The following is an 18,944-nucleotide window of genomic DNA, read 5'->3' on the forward strand; positions in this document are numbered from 1 at the left end:
CTGCCCTTACTCTACAGTTTATATAGCACGATTCTGTGCAAGAGATGAACATTCAGCCATAACTGCAGAAGCACGTGCTATTGGGTTTGTTAAATAAAAATCCTTAACCATGGAAGTAAATGTTTGCTCTTCAAGAGCAGTTATTTGCGAACCAAGTGCTTTAAGATCATCTATACAAGAAGGTGCTATATCATCAATAGCACAAAGATGCGGATAATCATTAAACAGGTTCTGTCTTAATTGAGAAAGCGAATCAAAAGGAAGCTTTCGTCCTAAAATATCCGATAAAGCACGTAAGATAGCCCAATCTTCTTTTGCTTCACCTGGAGCAAAACCAGCTCGATTTGTCATTTGCACACGCCCTTCTGTATTCGCATAAAGTCCTGATTTTTCAGTATAAGCGGACGCTGGCAAAATAACATCCGCAGCATGTGCTCCATTATCACCATGGCTGCCAATATAAATTGTAAAAGCTTTAGTATTGGCTAATTCTACTTCATCAGCACCAAGTAAAAATAAAACTTCACAAGTTTTAAGAATATTAGCAACCCCAAGCTCAGAAGTAAAACCAATGTCTAATCCCCCAACCGTTGATGCTGCAGTATGAAGAATACCAAATCCATTCCATTCCTCACTAAGGGCTCCAACACTATCAGCTAATTTTGCAAGATTTTTTAAAACAGCCAATCCTTCTTTTCCTGAAACAGCGCCCTCTCCAATAAGGATAAGCGGTTTCTTCGCTTCTTTTAAGACATTTAAAAATGGACCTTCTCCACGAACAAGGGCACTCAATGCGTCAGTCCCAACTCCAAGATAAGAATAAGGATAACGTAAATCAACTTTCTCACCAATTAATGCAATGGGAAATTGTCCCATTCGTTGACGCTTTAAAATACGTGCATTTAAAACAGCAGCCTCATGACGTGGGTTAGAGCCTACGATAAGCAATGCATCAGCCTGTTCAATTCCTGCAATGGTTGGATTAAAAATATAACTCGAACGCCCTAATTCAGACGATAAAGCCATTCCTCGTTGACGACAATCAAAGATCTTTGATCCTAGTGAAATCAGCAATTTTTTAAGCGCATACATCTCTTCAATGGATGCAAGATCTCCTGCAATTGCTCCGATTTTTTCTGGCAAAGTTTTAGAAATCACCATTTTAATCTTTTCAAAAGCTTCTGTCCAACTTACAGGTTGAAATTTTCCATCTTTACGTACATAAGGCTTATCAAGCCTCTGAGTGCGTAACCCATCCCAAATAAAGCGTGTCTTATCAGAAATCCATTCTTCATTTATATCTTCATTTGTGCGCGGCATAATCCGCATAACTTCACGACCGCGGCTATCAATGCGGATCGCGCTGCCAAGTGCATCCATGACATCAATCGATTCTGTTTTAACCAGTTCCCAAGGACGTGCATGAAATGCATAAGGTTTTGAAGTTAAAGCTCCCACTGGACAAAGATCAATAACATTCCCTTGCAACTCAGATGTCATTGCTTTTTCAAGATATGTGGTAATTTCAGCGTCTTCACCACGACCTATCAAACCAAGTTCAGAAATACCCGCGACCTCTGTTGTAAAACGAACACAACGCGTACAATGAATACATCGTGTCATAACAGTTTTTACAAGTGGACCAATATATTTATCCTCTACAGCGCGCTTATTTTCCTTATATCGAGAACAATCACGCCCATAGAGCATTGCTTGATCTTGAAGATCACATTCTCCCCCTTGATCACAGACAGGACAATCCAAAGGATGATTGATGAGCAAAAACTCCATCACACCTTCACGTGCTTTTCTTACCATCTCTGTATTGGTAAAAATTTCTGGCGCTTCACCGTTTGGTCCTAGCCGTAAATCGCGAACTCCCATAGCACAAGAAGCTTGCGGTTTCGGAGGTCCGCCCTTAACCTCAACCAAACACATGCGACAATTTCCAGCAATTGATAAAGATTCATGAAAACAAAAACGCGGCACTTCAGCACCAGCAGCCTCAGCAGCTTGAAGCAGCGTATAGTAATCAGGAACTTCAATTTCTTTACCATCAACTTTGATATTTATCATTACTCATCCAGCCTATGGATAATCCACTTAAAACTTGTATTTCATTGCTCTTAAAAAAATCCTCTATCCAACTGCTTCCAAAGCAATATTTTTTCTTTGAACGACATTTCGCGTATAATCATCAATTCTACGCTCAATTTCTGGACGAAAATTACGTATCAACCCCTGTATAGGCCATGCTGCCGCATCCCCGAGTGCGCAAATAGTGTGCCCTTCAACTTGTTTAGACACTTCAAACAAAAGATCAATCTCACGTTTTTGCGCCCTTCCTTCAACCATACGCCCTAAAAGGCGCATCATCCATCCGGTACCTTCACGACACGGCGTACACTGACCGCAACTTTCATGTTTAAAAAAAGCAGCTATACGCCAAATTGCCTTGATAATATCAGTTGATTTATCCATAACGATCATTCCCCCTGTACCAAAAGAAGACCCAACCTCTCGCATCCCATCGAAATCCATGATCGCATCAATCATATCTTCACCACGAACCACTGGACAAGAAGCCCCCCCTGGAATAACAGCTAAAAGATTATTCCATCCTCCACGAATACCACCCGTATGCTTTTCAATTAATTCACGAAATGAAACACCAAGAGCGTCTTCAAATGTACAAGGCGCATTCACATGTCCAGAAACCATAAATAATTTTGTTCCAACATTATTGGCACGCCCAATCGATGAAAACCACGAAGCACCGCGCCGCAAAATCGTTGGAACAACAGCAATAGATTCCACATTATTCACTGTTGTCGGACAACCATAAACACCCATATTGGCAGGAAACGGTGGCTTAAGTCGAGGCTGCCCTTTTTTTCCCTCAAGACTTTCAAGAAGAGCTGTTTCTTCACCACAAATATAAGCACCCGCACCATGATGAATAATAATATCGCAAGCATGCCCATATTTTGTTTTTTTGCCAAGTAAGCCCGCATCATAACACTCATCAACGGCAGCTTGAAGTGCTTCACGTTCACGAATATATTCACCACGAATATAGATGAAAGCAACATTTGCCCCCATAGCAAAAGTAGCAATCGCACATCCTTCAATTAAAGTATGGGGATCATGCCGTAAAATATCGCGGTCTTTACATGTTCCAGGCTCTGATTCATCAGCATTGACAACCAAATAATGGGGACGACCATCACTTTGTTTTGGCATAAAAGACCACTTCATCCCAGTCGGAAAACCGGCACCTCCACGCCCACGCAAACCCGACGCCTTCATCTCATCAATAATCCAGTCACGGCCTTTTTCAATAATTGCCTTGGTGCCATCCCAATGCCCACGAGAGATTGCGGCTTTTAATGATTTGTCCTTCAAACCATAAATATTGGTGAAAATGCGGTCCTTATCAGCCAGCATCCCTCCCCCTTTTTCTCTTGCTCCTAGCATTCTTAGTTTTTCCTCAAATGCAATTTCTTAGACATCTTTTTAAAAAGATTTACTTTCGATTCAATATTGCCACAATGAATAAAATAACAAAATATTCTTCAAAAAATACTTATTATTCGTCCATTTCATCCTTATCCTTTTTCTTTGAAGACTTAAACGACTTCTTTTCTTCTCCATCAATGAGAGACGTTAAACCATTAATCGGTTCAGATGATTTACGACTATTTTGTGGACCAACCGCTATCTCATAGCCTTTACCTGCCGCAAATGCATCAATAATTTCTTCAAGACGCTCAGCGGTAAGATCTTCATAAGTATCTTTAAAAATCATAATCATGGGAGCATTTACACAAGCGCCAAGACACTCCACCTCTTCCCATGATAATGTTCCATCTTGATTGGTAACAAAAGGTTCATGATGAATTTTTTTCTGACAAACTTTAATCAATTCACCAGATCCACGTAACATACAAGGCGTTGTACCACACACTTGAATATGCGCCTTTGTTCCAACAGGCTGAAGCTGAAATTGAGTATAAAAAGTAGCCACTTCTAGAACACGAATATAAGCCATAGAAAGAAGTTCAGCGATATGTTCAATCGCAGCGCGTGTGATCCACCCATCTTGTTCTTGAGCACGCATTAATAACGGAATGACAGCAGACTGTTCACGCCCGATAGGATACTTTTCTATCGTTTTTTTTACCCATGCCTGATTTTCTGTTGTAAAAGAAAACTCTGCGGGTTGGTAGACATCATCTGCAAGACGGCGTACAGACATTAGCGATCAACCTCCCCAAAAACAATATCAATCGAGCCCAAAATAGCTGTAGCATCTGCCAACATATGACCTCGAGTTAAAAAATCCATAGCTTGAAGATGAGCGAAGCCCGGAGCACGTAATTTAACACGATAAGGCTTATTGGTTCCATCAGAAACAAGATAAACCCCAAACTCTCCCTTCGGGGCCTCTACAGCAACATATACCTCACCAGGAGGTGTATGGAAACCTTCCGTATAAAGTTTAAAGTGATGAATCAGCGCTTCCATTGAACTTTTCATTTCAGATCGTTTTGGAGGAACGATTTTACGATCTAAGCTCGAAACAGGTCCGCTTTTTTCAGTACTTAATAAACGATCCACACATTGGCGCATAATTTTCGCTGATTGACGCATCTCTTCCATACGAATCAGATAACGGTCGTAACAATCGCTATTCTTACCTACAGGAATATCAAATTCCATTTCATCATAACATTCATAAGGTTGGCTTTTACGCAAATCCCATGGCACACCAGCTCCACGAATCATGACACCAGAAAAACCACGAGCCCAAGCTTCATCAATATTTACTACGCCAATATCAACATTACGCTGCTTAAAAATTCGATTTGGCGTTACAAGCGCATCAAGTTTACCAAGAGCAATAAGAAAGGGATCAATAAAATTACCAATATCCTCAATTAAAGATTCCGGTAAGTCCTGATGCACACCACCAGGACGAAAGTAATTTGCATGAAGACGTGCTCCACACGCACGCTCATAAAAAATCATCAATCTTTCACGTTGTTCAAATCCCCAAAGCGGTGGTGTCAAAGCACCAACATCCATTGCTTGCGTTGTTACATTAAGCAAATGATTAAGAATACGTCCAATTTCAGAAAACAAAACACGTATTAACTGTCCTCGTTTGGGAACCTCAACGCCCAATAATTTTTCAACAGCAAGCACAAAAGCATGCTCCTGATTCATAGGAGCAACATAATCCAGACGATCTAAGTAAGGGCCAGCTTGAAGATAAGTTTTGGTTTCCATTAATTTTTCGGTACCACGATGCAATAATCCAATATGTGGATCTACACGCTCAACAACTTCACCGTCCAATTCCAAAACCATGCGCAAAACCCCATGCGCTGCAGGATGCTGCGGTCCAAAATTGATATTAAAGTTCCGAACATTAACCTCAGCCACATTCAACCCCTTGCTTCATCTAAAAACTTCATATTAAATATTAATAAAACCTTTTATCATACGAAAAACATGTAATTATTTTAAACTCTAAGTTCTAATTTTATTCGCTCAAATATTATTTTTGAACATCTATTTTTTCATCACATGGCAAAACATATTGTCCTCCCTCCCAAGGAGAAAGGAAATCAAAATTGCGCATTTCTTGCCGCAAAACAACAGGTTCATAAACCACCCTTTTTGCTTCATTATCATAACGACATTCAACAAACCCTGTCACAGGAAAATCTTTACGTAAAGGGTGCCCTTCAAATCCATAATCGGTTAAAATCCGCCTTAAATCTGGATGCCCTGAAAATAAAATTCCATACATATCGTACGCTTCACGTTCATACCACTCTGCCCCAGGATAAACCCCGCAAGCAGAAGCAACAGGCGTATTTTCATCAGTACGTACTTTAACACGTAAGCGCAAATTCTCACGAGGGGATAAAAGTTGGTAAGAAACATCAAAACGTTTATCGCGAGATGGATAATCAACACCACTAATGTCTGTAAGATTAACAAATTGACAACGAGAATCATCACGAACAAACATTAATACGTCCGTAATTGCAGAGAGCCGTGATATTATGGTCAGTTCACCAAATGCAAGAATGGTCTCTTCAAGTTTATCTCCTAATTTGTTTTTCAAATAGGCAGCAAGTTCAACCAATGATTCATTCACCATAACATAAAGCCCCTATCGTTCTATAGATCCAGTACGACGAATTTTTTTCTGTAACAATAATATACCGTACAGTAGTGCCTCTGCCGTAGGAGGACATCCTGGAACATAAATATCCACAGGCACAATACGATCGCAGCCACGAACAACTGAATAAGAATAATGGTAATACCCACCACCATTGGCACACGATCCCATAGAAATCACATAACGTGGTTCGGGCATTTGATCATATACTTTTCTTAAAGCAGGTGCCATCTTATTTGTTAGGGTCCCGGCCACCACCATAACATCTGATTGACGGGGCGAAGCGCGTGGTGCATATCCAAAACGTTCATTATCATAGTGAGGCATTGAACATTGCATCATTTCGATAGCACAGCAAGCCAAACCAAAACTCATCCACATTAAAGAACCGGTACGCGCCCAAGTAATCAGAGCATCTACTGAGGTAACTAAAAATCCCTTATCCGATAATTCAGCATTAATATCACGAAAAAAACTATCGTCAGAGCCTATTAACTTTCCTGTATTTGGATCAATAACCCCTCTCGGTTTGGGTGCAGTAATTGTTGAATTATTAGATATTAATCCCATTCAAGAGCTCCTTTTTTCCATTCATATATAAACCCGATGGTCAAAAGTGCTAAAAACACAATCATCGACCAAAAACCAAACATACCGATCGAGTTAAATGAAACTGCCCAAGGAAACAGGAAAGCAACTTCAAGATCAAAAATAATAAACAAAATCGACACTAAATAAAAACGAATATCGAATTTCATACGTGCATCATCAAATGAATTAAAGCCACATTCATAAGCCGATAATTTCTCAGGATCGGGAGAACGATAAGCCACGATATAAGGCATAATCAAAAGAACCCCAGCAATAACTGCCGAAACAATGATAAAGATTAACACCGGCAAATAAGAGCCCAATAAATGAGTCATAATCCTCTTCCACCTTAATGAAATGACCGGATTAAAGCAATCATTCCATATTGTTAAACCAAACAGATAAATTATTTCTGTTCATTTCCGCTCGTACTGTTTCAAGGACATATTGAGCGTGCTTTTCTTATCGGCATAGGTAACGCAGAGAAAAGCAAGACGCAAGCCCTATTCTCATAAACCACGTAAAAAGGAAGAAAATCTAAAATTTTAAGAAACACCCCAAAACAACGCCTTAAGGTCCATATATCTTGCGCACAAAGATGTTTATACTCAAAAAGAACCTATAAAGAAACGACGAAAATGGCGCGAGTGACGGGGCTCGAACCCGCGACCTCCGGCGTGACAGGCCAGCACTCTAACCAACTGAGCTACACCCGCGCACTTTTTTCAAACCAATTCACATTGGCATAAGCGGTCGTGTAAGGGGTTCATGCGTTTATGTCAAGCGGGCTTATGCATTTTTTTAAAAAAATTGTAAAACACTATCTTTATTCTTGCGTTTAGATTTTTTTTTCCGTAAAGAATGCCTATCCAATTGCTGACCATTGCATTGGGCGATTAGCTCAGCTGGTAGAGCGCCTCGTTTACACCGAGGATGTCGGGAGTTCGAGTCTCTCATCGCCCACCATACGCTTCTAAATTTCACGTAACTTATTGATTCTAAATATGTTTTTTTGAGGTTCGGGGTGCGTAAATAAAGGTTAGGGAATAGGATTTCGAATCATGCCTCTACAATTATTATGAATCAAGAGTTCTTTTCGGGGAATTTTTTTAGCAAAACCAGAGGTCCAAAGGGTCTCTACTTCTAAAAAGTCAAAACCTTTGAAAATCTCTCGTATCTCATCACAATCATTCAGACTCAAAATAAACTTGCCTTGGATGCTTTTGAGAACTTTTGCCATACTCACAAAATCATCTTCAACAAAATTCCCAGAGCTATAACATTTCTTCTTTATAAAATAAGGCGGATCTAAATAAAATAAACTATCTGGTGCATCAAAAAGACCAACAACGCGCTCCCACGATAAATTTAAAATTGTCGTATCAAGAAGCTTCTGTCTAACACGCCTCATCCTTGCTAAAAGCTTATCGGGATGAAATACCGTAGGCTTTTTTCTTCCAAAGCTAAAAGAACTATAATCTTTTTTACCATACATGACACAACGCTGGAGAAACAAAAAACGTGCTGCTCTTTCAACATTGGAGAGACTCTCTGGTTCAATAGCCGCAAGGTCAAAAAACAACTGTCTGGAGCAAACAAACCACTCCAGCTGTTTGGCTAATTCGTCAAAATGATTTTGAACACACTGAAACAGGTTAGTAATCTCACCGTTGAGATCATTAATAACGGAATATTTCGCTGGTCGTTTGTTTAGAAAAATAACACCAGAACCTAAAAATGGTTCAACATAGGTTTCATGGTCAATATTATTTAAAATCGGTATAATTTTCTTACGCAGATAGTGTTTACCCCCCATCCACGCAAACAATGTTTGTGTAAATTCTTGTTTCATCATATTTTAAAAGGAGAGATTTGATATCTAACTCTTTGTTAGCCATCTTTTGAGGTGTGTGAGGATGTTATCCAGCGCATCCATAATGCGGGCAAAATCGATAATGAACATAAAGACAATGAACGCTATCCACTTTACACAACGAGACATCATCTTCAAACCTTGATAGGTATTGATCATCTCATAAAGCAACTGTCGTTCGTTTTCTGTAAGTTCTTTATCTTTGTTGCTTGCTTTCTCGACCATCTTTCCAACCGCATAAATGCGCTCCCTGCTTATTATGCTTCAAAATATCTCTTGCTAGGTTGGGACTGATGACCGCAATATCGCGCTTATCCAAATAAATTGGCAACCAGCCAACACAAGAAACAACCCTATTTCCCGCGCACCCAACGAGAAAGTTCAGCGCGAACATCACCATCACTTTTCTGATTAACTTCATTTTCAACCTCAAGCCGTCTCATTGCTGTCTTCAAAGCATTCTCTGTTTGCTTGTGCTGTTCACTTCTCTTGCCAAGGTAAAACGCCTTAGCTAAAGCCATAAAAAAAACGGCTAAAGCCGCTGTAAACATCAGGTAATATTTCTTGAACCAAAAAATCACAACCGTTGCTCCCGAAACCGTTTCGCTACAAACACTATGCCCGTGCATGCCGCTAAAACCATAATGACAGCTAAAGCCCATTGGACAGGTCCATTGCCTGCCAATAATCCTCCAAGACCTGAACACGAGCCTATAATCGGGGCTAGCGCTTCTGCTTTGAGAAGTCCTGTCGCCTCTTTCGTTTCTACATGTTGATAGTTCGAAGAAACATAAGAACCCTTCGCCCATAACCCCGCTTCTGCCGCTCTACGATTTGATAACCCTTTAAGTGGCTTGCCCCCTATCTTATTCCATCTCTGTAATTCTGCTGGAACAGCTTCATAATCACCCTTATTCAGCTTTTTTAACAAGCTAGATTTGCAAAACGCTTTGGTGCCTACATTATAGCAAAAGGACACTAACGCCGCGAACTGTTCGTCCGTTAACCTCACCGTAACAGCTTCTTCAACCGCTTTCTCAAATTGCTTTAAATCCTCGCAAAGAATTTCTTCTGCTTGCTCTTGTGTAATGTACATACCCTTCTTAACAATTGGCTTGCCCGCAGAGCTGGTGTGACCATAACCTATCGTCCAAATGCATGCCGTGTCTTGATACGCATTCAAGCGTAAACCTTCCCATTGCTTGATCAGCTCTAAACCTTCTTTCGATATTCTTCTCATCGCTTGCTCCATAAAAAAAGCCCCACAAAAGGGGGGCTGGATAAAAGGGATATCTCAGGGATGACTAGACAGTTTCATCCCTATTCTCTTTAATTAATTGCTCTACTTCTTCAACGCTAAAGCCAAGGGACCTAAGAGGGGAATATTCACTCTCTTGTAATTCATACTGATAACGCTTTTCTACAGATTTACCATGAGCGCCCAAAGCCGCCATTTCCATCACAACATGAACGCTATGCCTCTCATCTTCAATCCCTTCTTCTCCTTCTCCAAGTTCTTTTACACAAACCCAATGAAATCGCGTCTCTAAAAGCTGCTCCAACCTTCTCACCGTTTCTGCCTTGTCATAGTCAAGCATGTTCAAATAATCTTCTTTGCTATTTAAATGTTCTGGATAATCTATCATCTTTACATCCTCTCTAAACAAAATGAAGCGGACGGCTACAGCCACGAGCGCCAGATGCTGCATAAACAGAATTCCGTATAATGGTTGCACGCAGATGTGGAGTCATACTCGTAGTATCTGACCACTCTCCACCAGCTAGCAAGACATACATATCTTGTTTAAACTGTCGATTCGGTGCTTCTCCGGATACTGTTTGCATAAAACAAACATCCCTCAAATATTGCCAAACATAACCGCAACCATCTTCACAACCGATATGCGAAATCATCCGTCTATTCGTCGTATCCTTATAACCTCCGGAATGTTTCGGAGAAGGTGCTTTTTTGCCTTGAATAGGACCACCTTCGTTGCTTCCATACATCGCAGAGGTAAATTCTGTATCATCTAGCAATGCTTTCTTAACACGCAACATATCAGACATATGATCTGTCTGTAGACGGTTCGTCGTGATAGGAACACCATAAGCAGATCGTGTATTGCTACCCGTCCCTGACTGAAGATAAATATCTACCCAAATATCTTGAGAGGGGTCATAAACCATTCCTTCTGGAGAACTATGGGGACGGTGATTGAGACACCAAACAGAGTTGGGTAGAATATACCCTGCACGATAACCAGATAAGGGATGCCCTGAAATCGTACCAACATCCGCACATAGCGTATGAAAACCGCCTATCTTTCGCGAATTCGTCGCTGTGTAACCTCTTGGATACGTAGAGTTTTCTGATAAAACAAATTTATGAGACTGTCTTCCATCCGATACTAAATAAACATAATAATCCTTGCCCGGCGAAAAAGAAGGAACGCTTATTCTTTTATCTGTCGTATAACTTACAACCAAAATATCATTGGCGAGTGCCAAAGAAATATGCGTTCCTTTTCTCAACGTTAATTCAGTTTTTCCCGTCGCAACAAGAAACGGTTTGGAAATTGAAAGAACCGTTAAATTGGACTGTTTCAGTAAATTGTTTGTCACTTCTGCTAGCACTTTTGCTTGTGAGGCTACTGTATGAGCTGTTGTCGCTGTTGCTAGAGAGCTCTTAATACCACTAAGCTCTTGCTTCGTTGTATCTGCTGTTTTTTTGACTTGCTCCGCAACACTTTTTGCTTCTTCTGCTGTCCTTTTCGCTCTATCGGCTGTTTCCTTGGCTTTTTCGGCTTCGCTCTTGGCTTGATAGGCTTGTGAATTCGCTGCCTCGGCTTTCTTCTTGGCTTCTTCTGAGTACGTCCGTGCTAAACTTACAGGCGCTCTAAAATTCTCAACCACTTGATTGATATCTATAACTCTACTCGTTGCTCCAGACGCTTCATTCTTAGCTGATTGTGCCATAGACCGCGCTTGCTCGGCATCATGTTTTGCATAACCGGCTGTCTGCTTGGCTTCTTTCGATATTTTTTGTGCTTCTTCCGCTTCCCTTTGCAAAGACGCGGCTTTTTTACCTGCTGCTTCTGCTGCCTTCTGTGCCTCTCCTGCTGTATATTTCGCACTATTGGCTATTTCCGTGGCTTTTTCTATTTCATTCCTGGCTTGATACGCTCGGTCATCAGCTTTATTCGCTATTTTCTTGGCTTCTTCACATGCCATTTCCGCCAAGCTTGCTGTAACCTTAGCGCTATTTGCTGCTTCCTTCGCGTCATAAGCTTTACTCAAAGCTTCAGAAGCTGTGTTTCCCGCCTTTTCTGCCTTACTCCGCGCTTGCTCGGCATCATGTCTTGCATTACCAGCTGTTTGTTTTGCTTCTTTTGCTGTTTTTTGGCTTTCATCCACTACCGTTGCTAACGATTGTACCTTCTTTTGTACATCCTCTGCAACCTTCTTCGCCTCTTCCGCTGTGCTCTTGGCTTCACTCGCTTTATTCATGGCTGGATAAGCTGTATTCTGTGCACCTTGTGCCTTTACTAAGGCTTGTTCCGCATCTCTCTTCGCAGAAGAAGCTACATCTTTCGATTCCTTAGCAGATGCTTGCGCCTCTTCTGCTTTCTTTGTTGCTCCTGATGCTGTTTGTTGAGCATTTTCTGCTAAAGTCTTCGCACTATCAGCTAATTGCTTAGCTTCTCCAACCTTTGCTTCAGCTTGAGAGGTTAAAGTTTCTGCTTTTTCTGCCTTACTCTTAACTTCTTCTGCTAATGCCTTGGCTTCTTCTGCTGTGGTTTTGCTTGCATTGGCTGTATTCACTGCTCCTGAAGCCTTATCAGATGCATCATCCGCCTTCTTTGCTGCTTCTTCAGCTGTAGAACGCACGGCTATAGCTGTGTTCTTGGCTTCTTGGGCTGCTTCTGTTGCTGCTTGTGATGCACTCTTAGCTTGCTCTGCTAAAACCTTCGTATCATCCGCTGTCGTCTTTGCACCATCAGCTATCTCTTTCGCCTCTTCTGCTGTGCTCTTGGCTTCTTGGGCTAATTGCTTTACCGATGCGTCTTGAGAAGCTATCGCCTGTCTATCCGCTTGTACAGCTTGTTCTGCTGCCGCTTTCGCTTCATTGGCTACCTTCCTCGCCTCACTTACATCTTGTTGTACCTGCTCTGCTTTTGCTGTTGCCGCTGCTGCCGCGCTTTTGGCTTCCTCAGAGACAACCTTTGCTGCATTGGCTGTAGATGTTGCTGTTTCTGCTCTACCTTTAGCATCATCCGCTGTTTGCTTGACATCATCAATCAAGCTTGAAGCTGCCGTTGACGCATTCTTCGCATCATTTGCTGCACTGAGCGCTGCATCCCCCGATTGCTTCGCTTCTCTTGCCATCTGCTCTGCTCGATTGGCGCTTTCCTTCGCGCCATCAGCTGTCTGTTTCGCTTCATCCGCTATATTCTTTGCCAAATCCGCCGTGCTCTTCACTTCTTCTACAGATTGTTTGGCTTCGACAGATTTTGTCTTCGCTTCTGAGGCTAGTGTTTCTACCGTTAACGCCTTCTGTTCTGCTCCTTCTGCTGTCCTTTTTGCTGCTTCCGCTGTATTCTTTACATGATCAACCGATTGCTTAAGGTCATTGGCTACAGAGAGCGCACTCGACGCTGTTTCTTTTGCCTCACCTGCTACACTAGAGGCTGTCTCTGCTGTGCTTTTGGCATCCTTCGCTGTGGTGAGGGCTTCCGTACTGCTCGCTGTCGCTGCTTCGGATGCACTCTTAACAGATTCAACAATTTCCTTGAGATGTTCTGACGCTTTCTTGCTTGCTTCCGCAATCCCTTTTGTCTCATCGGCTAAGGACTTCGCATCGCTGGATACCTGTTGTGCTTCTTCCGATTTACTCTTGGCTTCTTGCGCTAACGTTTGTGCTGTTTCCGCCTTCTGTTTGGCATCTTCAACCAATCCCTTAACAGACTCATCAAGAGCGTGTACCGCTTGTCTCTCAACACTCACCGCCTGCTCTGTTGCTGCTTTTACTTCATTGGCTACGCGCCTCGCTTCATCCGCAACCTGTTGTGCCTGATCCGCTTTCGCCGCTGCTTTTTCTGCCTCTTGTTTGGCATCTTCAGATGTAACCTTTGCTGCATTAGCCGTAGAGAGCGCCGTTTCTGAAGCTCCTTTACCCTGCTCTGCTACATCCTTTGCCTCAACTGCTGTTGCCTTGGCTGCATTGGAACTTTCTACTGCTATTGCAACAGAATTCTTCACATCTTGTACATCAGAGACGGCTTTATCTACTAAACTTTTAGTTGCTTCTGCCGTTGATTTTGCATCATCCGCTGTCCCCTTCGCATCCGTTGCCGTCTGCTTGCTTTCATTGGCAAGGTTTTCTGCCGATTCCGCCTTGACCTTGGCTGTTTCTGCTCCTTGCTTGGCTTCGTCTGAAACATTCTTGGCTTGTTGTGCTAAGCTCTCTGCATTCTCCGATTGGCTCTTCGCTTCTCCTGACAACTGCTTTGCTTCTTCTGCTGTTGTCTTCGCTGCTGTTGCTTCTGTCTCTGCTCGCGATGCCGTATCATTCGCACTCTGAGAGTTGTTAACTGCTGTCTCTGCACTGCTTTTTGCATCACGTGCTGTTGCCAAAGCCTGCTCTGCTGTTGTCTTTGCCTCGTTAGCCGTTGTCACAACCGCATTGGCTCTTTGGGCGGCTTGTCCTGCCGTTACCGCAGACGCATCAACCAATTCCTTCGCTGCATCCGCAACCCTTTTCGCTTCATCCGCTATCTGCTTCGCAGAATTTGCTGCTGTCGTAGCGGCTGTAACACCATCCTTTGCAACATTGGCTGCTGTAAGCGCTGTCGTCACTGTTGCACCAGTTTTCGTACTCTCTGTAAGCGCTCTTTCCGCTAATCCCTTCGCTTCTTCCGCCTTTTGATAAGCACCATTGGCGTGTGCCGTAGCTTTTTCCGATTCTTGCCGAACCTGTACCACCTGCTCCGCTGTCGCAAACGCTTCATAGGCATAAAGAGATGCCGTCCCTAACAACTTTGGAACAACAACCGTATCCATAGAGGTCCCCTCTATGATCTCTTCTTTCGTTGCTGCCGGTATTTGATAATCATGCGTATGGTACGGTATCCCCATATTCTTGCTCCATCAATTTAAAATGAACACTCTTTCAGCTCTTCTAGCTCGCTGCTTAAAACTTTTATCCGCTCTTCTAATGCTTGAATGGAACCATCAAACTCTGAACGCAAAGACGAACGCAACAAATCCAAAAGCCCATTAAGCGGCGCATGCACAAAATGCTGTCCTTCATACAAAACGACCCGTACTTGAGACGGGTCGCTTATGCCTGAAATCGCAAACGGTTTTGATAACATTGTAACCTCATGTCTTAATGCCAAACACAACCGATACATTAATCGGGCGTGTTTCTTCCCCGCCAAACCTTTCCGCTAAAAGATGGTGTTCATGATGAACGCTACCCTCTAAACCCTGTGTGATAGGAGTGGAATAATAGAGAAAATTCGCAAAAGGGCTCCTGATAAACCAAGGCAAGCGTGCCGGTTTATCTTCTTCGGTAAACCAAAAAGGCTTAGTGCGTTCAGTCAATTCATCAAAGGCTTCTTGACATCTTTCATAGCCATCACCGCTTAAACCAACACACGCCTCATCAACCGATCTCTTCCTCCTTGGTAAAGAAGCCTCAACAGACACATCGCGTTTCTTGCGTGTGGAAAAACGCTCTGAAACTGATGGACCAATAAAATGATCATGGGATTTCAAAGAAAAGCCTTGGAAACTCGCAAAACTACGCCATGGGTCAACATGACGACCATAATCCATCCCGCGCAAAAACATCCCCCGAAAATCTGGAACGTTAAAGGTGCTTACACCATCCCCTGCTCCCCAGCTCGTGCCTATCGTCAAAAACAGATCTCTGTAAGCCTCACGCGAATAAGCGCGCCCATCACAGAGCAGCCAACCAGAAGGTAAGCTTTGCATGGCAAACGGACCAATAAGACCACAAGGTAAACGCTTTAAAGAGGAAACCTGTTGTATCGTTGGATTGAGAAGTTGCCAACCCGTTATTTCTTCATCATACACAAGCGTGTAAAAGCAGCCTTCTTGAATTTCGGAACCGGTAAGCTGTACAAGACCCGTTGCTGTCGCTTTGTAAACCGGTTGGCTTGCTAACCCATTCAAGGAAACCGTTGTCACTCCAATAGTCGTGCACTTCGAGCGAAAACGCAAAAGCATTCCTGTCTTATAATTTGAAAATCCTGTGTTACTTTGGAGACGAATAGCTGTACTTTGCTGTTCTTGATTAATTGCAAACGTACTTTCAAGAACACCCCCCGTATCCGATAAATACTCCTTTACCCTCTGCATCATCACACGTGCACTGTTATTCACTGTATTGGGCGATTGCCCTTCTGACCAATTGATGAGACTATCAGCACCACCGTTTTCTGATGCTGTTAAGGACCAGTCATACATCGTCGACATCTCAACCTCACGTTTTTATCGCAAAAACAACTGATACATTCATTGGGCGGGTCTCATGCTCTCCTGAACGTTCAAAAACAACATCTTGCATATGAAGATGGGAATGGGGGAAAGCAAACTTATGGTGAACACGTATGTCCTCTACTTTTACACCCAAACGTTCTGCAAGTTTCAATCTTTGTTGATCATTAAGTTCATACCCCCATAAAATAGTGATATCCCCATGCCAACTTTCTTGATCTCCTTCACTATTCAAAATGGAAAAGCTCTCACCACCATGGTCATGCACCTTGAGGCTATCATTTTGCAATTTTGCAAAACTACGCCATGGGTCAATCTGACGGTCATCATCCAAACCTCGTAAAAACATTCCACGCAAATCTGGAACATGAAACTTCGTATAGCTATCACTTCCACCCCATCTGGTCCCTATTGCTTCATACAGAGCACTATAATCACTGCGCGAATACGCCTTCCCATCACAAAGCAACCAGTCTGGAGGCAAAAGCTGCATGGCAAAAGCTCCTATCGTTCCTGAAGGATAAGCAGAAATAACTGGAATAGGAGAAGGGATGGGGGTAGGATTTAAAACTTGCCAAAAACCGTGATTATAAACAACGCTATAAATACAACCCTGTTGGAGCTCTCCCCCTGATAAAAACTCTGCTCCTCTTTCTGTTGTTTTATAAACAACTTTTCCCTCTAATCCATTAAGCGCAATGGTTGTCGCTCCAATATTCTTGCCCCGCGCTTTAAAACGCAAAACCAGATCATTCCTATACTCTTTAAGCTGTGACTTGCTCTCAAGACTAATGGTTGTTCTTTGCTGCGCTTCATCATTCGTAAAGACACTTTCAAGTACACCACATGTATCCGTAAGATACTCTTTTATCCTTTGCATCATCACACGCGCACTGTTGTTCACGCTGCTTGGTAACTGTCCTTCAAACCAATTGATTGCATCATCACTGTAGGCATTCTCTGATGCTGTTAAAGACCAATCATATATCGTTGACATCTCAACCTCATGTTTTTATCGCAAAGACAATCGACACATTTATCGGACGGGTTTCCCCCTCTCCTGTCCTTTGCAAAACAACATCACGCCTATCATTAAGGGAATAGGGCTCGACAATGTATCCTTGAATATTCTCACTCTCTATGCCCGTAAAAAGCGATATGACACCGCCCTGAAATAAACGTAACCTATGCCCCAATATATCTGTTGTATTGCCATCCCAATAGTTTTCGTTGCCTGAAAAATGGGCAAGAGAAAGACTCTGTCCCTCATGTTGATGTGACTGCATTAAATCTGTCTGAATACTTGCAAAGCGACGTTCAGGGTCAACATTGCGCCCACCATCCAAACCACGCAAAAATATCCCCCGAAAATCCGGTACATTAAATGTTGTCACATCATCCCCTGCTCCCCAAACCGTCCCTATCGCCTCAAACAATGGTCGATAAGCACTTCGTGAATAGGCTTTCCCATCGCATAACAACCAACCATCAGGAACACTGCGCATCGCAAAACTGCCTATAAAACCTGAAGGATAAAGACTGCTGTCAAAATCTTGAGATAAAAGCACCGGTGTAGGATTCAAAAGATGCCAACCATCCTTGCTATAAAGCAAACTATACACACAACTGTTCTGAATCTCCCCCCCTGATAAAAGCTGTGCTCCTCTTTCTGTTGCCTTATAAACAGATTTCCCTTCTAACCCATTCAAGGAAACTGTCGTGACCCCTACATTCTTGCCTGTCGCTTGAAACTGGATAAAAAGACCTGCCTGATACTTTGTAAACTGAGACGTGCTTTCAATCTTAATCTCTGTGCGTTGTTGCTCTTCATCAACCGTAACAATCCCTACAACAGCGCCCCCCGTATCCGATAAATACTCCCTTACCCTCTGCATCATCACACGTGCACTGTTATTCACCGTATTGGGCGATTGCCCCTCTGACCAATCAATCAGATCATCAGCGCCTGTGTTCTCTGACGCTCTAAGCGACCAATCATAAATCGTCGACATGTTCGTGAATCCTATACCCTATAAAAGGGTCCGTAAAACGCTCTCATAAAGTCTGACAGAAGAGGATTGTCTTCTTCACTCTCCTCTTCTTCCAAAGCTTCTTGCTGTTGTGAAGAAAGCAAGGCTCTTAAAAAGGCAAGCACGTTATCCCTGTTCCCCACACTACCTCCAACAGCAGGGCTTGCACGATAAGGCTGCTGCCCTCCATACATTTGCAAGACATGATTGACAAAGTCACCAGCACGCATACCAGCATTGCCACCATTCAAACCAACGGCATTGCTGCCAACAATTTGCGCTGCATGGGCTTGGGGATTTTGGAGAAGACGCGCTGCTCCCCCTGCTCCCTGTTGATGCGCTAAATATAATTCTGCTTCACTAGGCGCTCTTCCCAAAACACGGCTTAAGTGATTGCGGTTATCCCGTGTAAATCTGCCCATTGCATCCGCTGCCTGTACGGGGTCAAACCTATCGTGCAAACCATATTGCTTGGCTGTACTGTCTATGAACTGATACAACCCTCCAGCAGAAGAACGCGGATTCCTTGCATTTGGATTACCACCACTTTCAATCTGTGCAACACGATACAAATAGCTTTCAGGCAAGCCATAACGTGATGCCGTTTGACGTATCGCCTGATCAATAGAAGGACTATAACGGGTCATAGGATATTACTCCTTACAAATCTACCCGCTTGTCCCGCAAACATCGAAGAAATAAAATGCCACTCCTTTTCACTAAAAAT

Annotated in this window: 18 protein-coding genes and 2 tRNA genes; 1 reads left to right on the top strand and 19 read right to left on the bottom strand. The window is 42.8% G+C overall.

Going from position 1 to position 18,944, the window contains the following annotated elements; translation table 11 throughout:
* Nucleotides 1-18: 18 nt before the first annotated feature.
* The 8 genes from nuoG to NPX99_RS05925 all read right to left on the bottom strand — a co-directional run bounded on the left by nuoG (nucleotide 19) and on the right by NPX99_RS05925 (nucleotide 7,506).
* Nucleotides 19-2,076, bottom strand: coding sequence for an NADH-quinone oxidoreductase subunit NuoG (gene nuoG, locus NPX99_RS05890; RefSeq protein ID WP_269030957.1), 2,058 nt, complete (start codon nucleotides 2,074-2,076; stop codon nucleotides 19-21).
* Nucleotides 2,077-2,139: 63 nt separating this feature from the next.
* On the bottom strand, nucleotides 2,140-3,447 hold the full coding sequence (gene nuoF, locus NPX99_RS05895; protein ID WP_269030979.1) for an NADH-quinone oxidoreductase subunit NuoF: 1,308 nt from the start codon (nucleotides 3,445-3,447) through the stop codon (nucleotides 2,140-2,142).
* Between the two features lie 142 nt (nucleotides 3,448-3,589).
* Nucleotides 3,590-4,258, bottom strand: coding sequence for an NADH-quinone oxidoreductase subunit NuoE (gene nuoE, locus NPX99_RS05900; protein WP_269030958.1), 669 nt, complete (start codon nucleotides 4,256-4,258; stop codon nucleotides 3,590-3,592).
* A complete protein-coding gene (locus tag NPX99_RS05905) occupies nucleotides 4,258-5,448 on the bottom strand; it encodes an NADH-quinone oxidoreductase subunit D (RefSeq protein WP_269030959.1) in 1,191 nt (396 codons plus the stop codon). The genes nuoE and NPX99_RS05905 overlap by 1 nt, the downstream gene beginning before the upstream one ends.
* A gap of 115 nt (nucleotides 5,449-5,563) precedes the next feature.
* The gene (locus NPX99_RS05910; protein WP_269030980.1) at nucleotides 5,564-6,172 is read right to left on the bottom strand and encodes an NADH-quinone oxidoreductase subunit C; all 609 of its coding nucleotides are present in this window, start codon (nucleotides 6,170-6,172) and stop codon (nucleotides 5,564-5,566) included.
* A 15-nt stretch (nucleotides 6,173-6,187) separates the two neighbouring features.
* Entirely contained in the window at nucleotides 6,188-6,769 is a 582-nt protein-coding gene (locus tag NPX99_RS05915; RefSeq protein WP_269030960.1) for a NuoB/complex I 20 kDa subunit family protein, read from the bottom strand.
* Nucleotides 6,760-7,125, bottom strand: a complete 366-nt coding sequence (locus NPX99_RS05920; RefSeq protein WP_269030961.1) for an NADH-quinone oxidoreductase subunit A — start codon at nucleotides 7,123-7,125, stop codon at nucleotides 6,760-6,762. The genes NPX99_RS05915 and NPX99_RS05920 overlap by 10 nt, the downstream gene beginning before the upstream one ends.
* Before the next feature lie 304 nt (nucleotides 7,126-7,429).
* Nucleotides 7,430-7,506 (bottom strand) — tRNA-Asp (locus tag NPX99_RS05925).
* 174 nt (nucleotides 7,507-7,680) lie between these two features.
* Here NPX99_RS05925 and NPX99_RS05930 point away from each other — a divergent pair.
* Nucleotides 7,681-7,756: transfer RNA gene (locus NPX99_RS05930), tRNA-Val, on the top strand.
* A gap of 73 nt (nucleotides 7,757-7,829) precedes the next feature.
* Here NPX99_RS05930 and NPX99_RS05935 read toward each other — a convergent pair.
* The 11 genes from NPX99_RS05935 to NPX99_RS05990 form a co-directional block, all read right to left on the bottom strand.
* Nucleotides 7,830-8,645, bottom strand: a complete 816-nt coding sequence (locus NPX99_RS05935; protein ID WP_269030962.1) for a DNA adenine methylase — start codon at nucleotides 8,643-8,645, stop codon at nucleotides 7,830-7,832.
* Between the two features lie 24 nt (nucleotides 8,646-8,669).
* Nucleotides 8,670-8,888: a hypothetical protein gene (locus NPX99_RS05940; RefSeq protein ID WP_269030963.1), complete on the bottom strand. Its 219-nt coding sequence runs from the start codon at nucleotides 8,886-8,888 to the stop codon at nucleotides 8,670-8,672.
* A gap of 128 nt (nucleotides 8,889-9,016) precedes the next feature.
* Entirely contained in the window at nucleotides 9,017-9,244 is a 228-nt protein-coding gene (locus NPX99_RS05950; protein WP_269030965.1) for a hypothetical protein, read from the bottom strand.
* A complete protein-coding gene (locus NPX99_RS05955) occupies nucleotides 9,241-9,903 on the bottom strand; it encodes a lysozyme (RefSeq protein WP_269030966.1) in 663 nt (220 codons plus the stop codon). Before NPX99_RS05955 ends, NPX99_RS05950 begins: the two co-directional genes overlap by 4 nt.
* A 64-nt stretch (nucleotides 9,904-9,967) precedes the next feature.
* Entirely contained in the window at nucleotides 9,968-10,309 is a 342-nt protein-coding gene (locus NPX99_RS05960) for a hypothetical protein (protein ID WP_269030967.1), read from the bottom strand.
* A 13-nt stretch (nucleotides 10,310-10,322) separates the two neighbouring features.
* A complete protein-coding gene (locus tag NPX99_RS05965; RefSeq protein WP_269030968.1) occupies nucleotides 10,323-14,798 on the bottom strand; it encodes an alanine-zipper protein in 4,476 nt (1,491 codons plus the stop codon).
* A 17-nt stretch (nucleotides 14,799-14,815) separates the two neighbouring features.
* Nucleotides 14,816-15,037, bottom strand: coding sequence for a hypothetical protein (locus NPX99_RS05970; protein ID WP_269030969.1), 222 nt, complete (start codon nucleotides 15,035-15,037; stop codon nucleotides 14,816-14,818).
* A gap of 7 nt (nucleotides 15,038-15,044) precedes the next feature.
* Nucleotides 15,045-16,166, bottom strand: a complete 1,122-nt coding sequence (locus tag NPX99_RS05975; protein ID WP_269030970.1) for a phage tail protein — start codon at nucleotides 16,164-16,166, stop codon at nucleotides 15,045-15,047.
* A 7-nt stretch (nucleotides 16,167-16,173) separates the two neighbouring features.
* A complete protein-coding gene (locus tag NPX99_RS05980) occupies nucleotides 16,174-17,184 on the bottom strand; it encodes a phage tail protein (RefSeq protein ID WP_269030971.1) in 1,011 nt (336 codons plus the stop codon).
* Nucleotides 17,185-17,191: 7 nt separating this feature from the next.
* Complete coding sequence (locus NPX99_RS05985; RefSeq protein ID WP_269030972.1) at nucleotides 17,192-18,199, bottom strand: phage tail protein; 1,008 nt, start codon at nucleotides 18,197-18,199, stop codon at nucleotides 17,192-17,194.
* An 11-nt stretch (nucleotides 18,200-18,210) separates the two neighbouring features.
* On the bottom strand, nucleotides 18,211-18,864 hold the full coding sequence (locus NPX99_RS05990; protein ID WP_269030973.1) for a transglycosylase SLT domain-containing protein: 654 nt from the start codon (nucleotides 18,862-18,864) through the stop codon (nucleotides 18,211-18,213).
* Nucleotides 18,865-18,944 lie beyond the last annotated feature (80 nt).

The organism is Bartonella sp. 220B (assembly GCF_026930205.1).
In the GTDB taxonomy this organism is placed as follows: domain Bacteria; phylum Pseudomonadota; class Alphaproteobacteria; order Rhizobiales; family Rhizobiaceae; genus Bartonella.

Excerpts from the sequence above, each read along its gene's own strand:
- nuoG (WP_269030957.1), bottom strand. The coding sequence starts at position 2,076 with ATGATAAATATCAAAGTTGATGGTAAAGAAATTGAAGTTCCTGATTAC.
- nuoF (WP_269030979.1), bottom strand. The coding sequence starts at position 3,447 with ATGCTGGCTGATAAGGACCGCATTTTCACCAATATTTATGGTTTGAAG.
- nuoE (WP_269030958.1), bottom strand. The coding sequence starts at position 4,258 with ATGTCTGTACGCCGTCTTGCAGATGATGTCTACCAACCCGCAGAGTTT.
- NPX99_RS05915 (WP_269030960.1), bottom strand. The coding sequence starts at position 6,769 with ATGGGATTAATATCTAATAATTCAACAATTACTGCACCCAAACCGAGA.
- NPX99_RS05920 (WP_269030961.1), bottom strand. The coding sequence starts at position 7,125 with ATGACTCATTTATTGGGCTCTTATTTGCCGGTGTTAATCTTTATCATT.
- NPX99_RS05935 (WP_269030962.1), bottom strand. The coding sequence starts at position 8,645 with ATGATGAAACAAGAATTTACACAAACATTGTTTGCGTGGATGGGGGGT.
- NPX99_RS05940 (WP_269030963.1), bottom strand. The coding sequence starts at position 8,888 with ATGGTCGAGAAAGCAAGCAACAAAGATAAAGAACTTACAGAAAACGAA.
- NPX99_RS05955 (WP_269030966.1), bottom strand. The coding sequence starts at position 9,903 with ATGAGAAGAATATCGAAAGAAGGTTTAGAGCTGATCAAGCAATGGGAA.
- NPX99_RS05960 (WP_269030967.1), bottom strand. The coding sequence starts at position 10,309 with ATGATAGATTATCCAGAACATTTAAATAGCAAAGAAGATTATTTGAAC.
- NPX99_RS05965 (WP_269030968.1), bottom strand. The coding sequence starts at position 14,798 with ATGGGGATACCGTACCATACGCATGATTATCAAATACCGGCAGCAACG.
- NPX99_RS05970 (WP_269030969.1), bottom strand. The coding sequence starts at position 15,037 with ATGTTATCAAAACCGTTTGCGATTTCAGGCATAAGCGACCCGTCTCAA.
- NPX99_RS05975 (WP_269030970.1), bottom strand. The coding sequence starts at position 16,166 with ATGTCGACGATGTATGACTGGTCCTTAACAGCATCAGAAAACGGTGGT.
- NPX99_RS05980 (WP_269030971.1), bottom strand. The coding sequence starts at position 17,184 with ATGTCAACGATATATGATTGGTCTTTAACAGCATCAGAGAATGCCTAC.
- NPX99_RS05985 (WP_269030972.1), bottom strand. The coding sequence starts at position 18,199 with ATGTCGACGATTTATGATTGGTCGCTTAGAGCGTCAGAGAACACAGGC.
- NPX99_RS05990 (WP_269030973.1), bottom strand. The coding sequence starts at position 18,864 with ATGACCCGTTATAGTCCTTCTATTGATCAGGCGATACGTCAAACGGCA.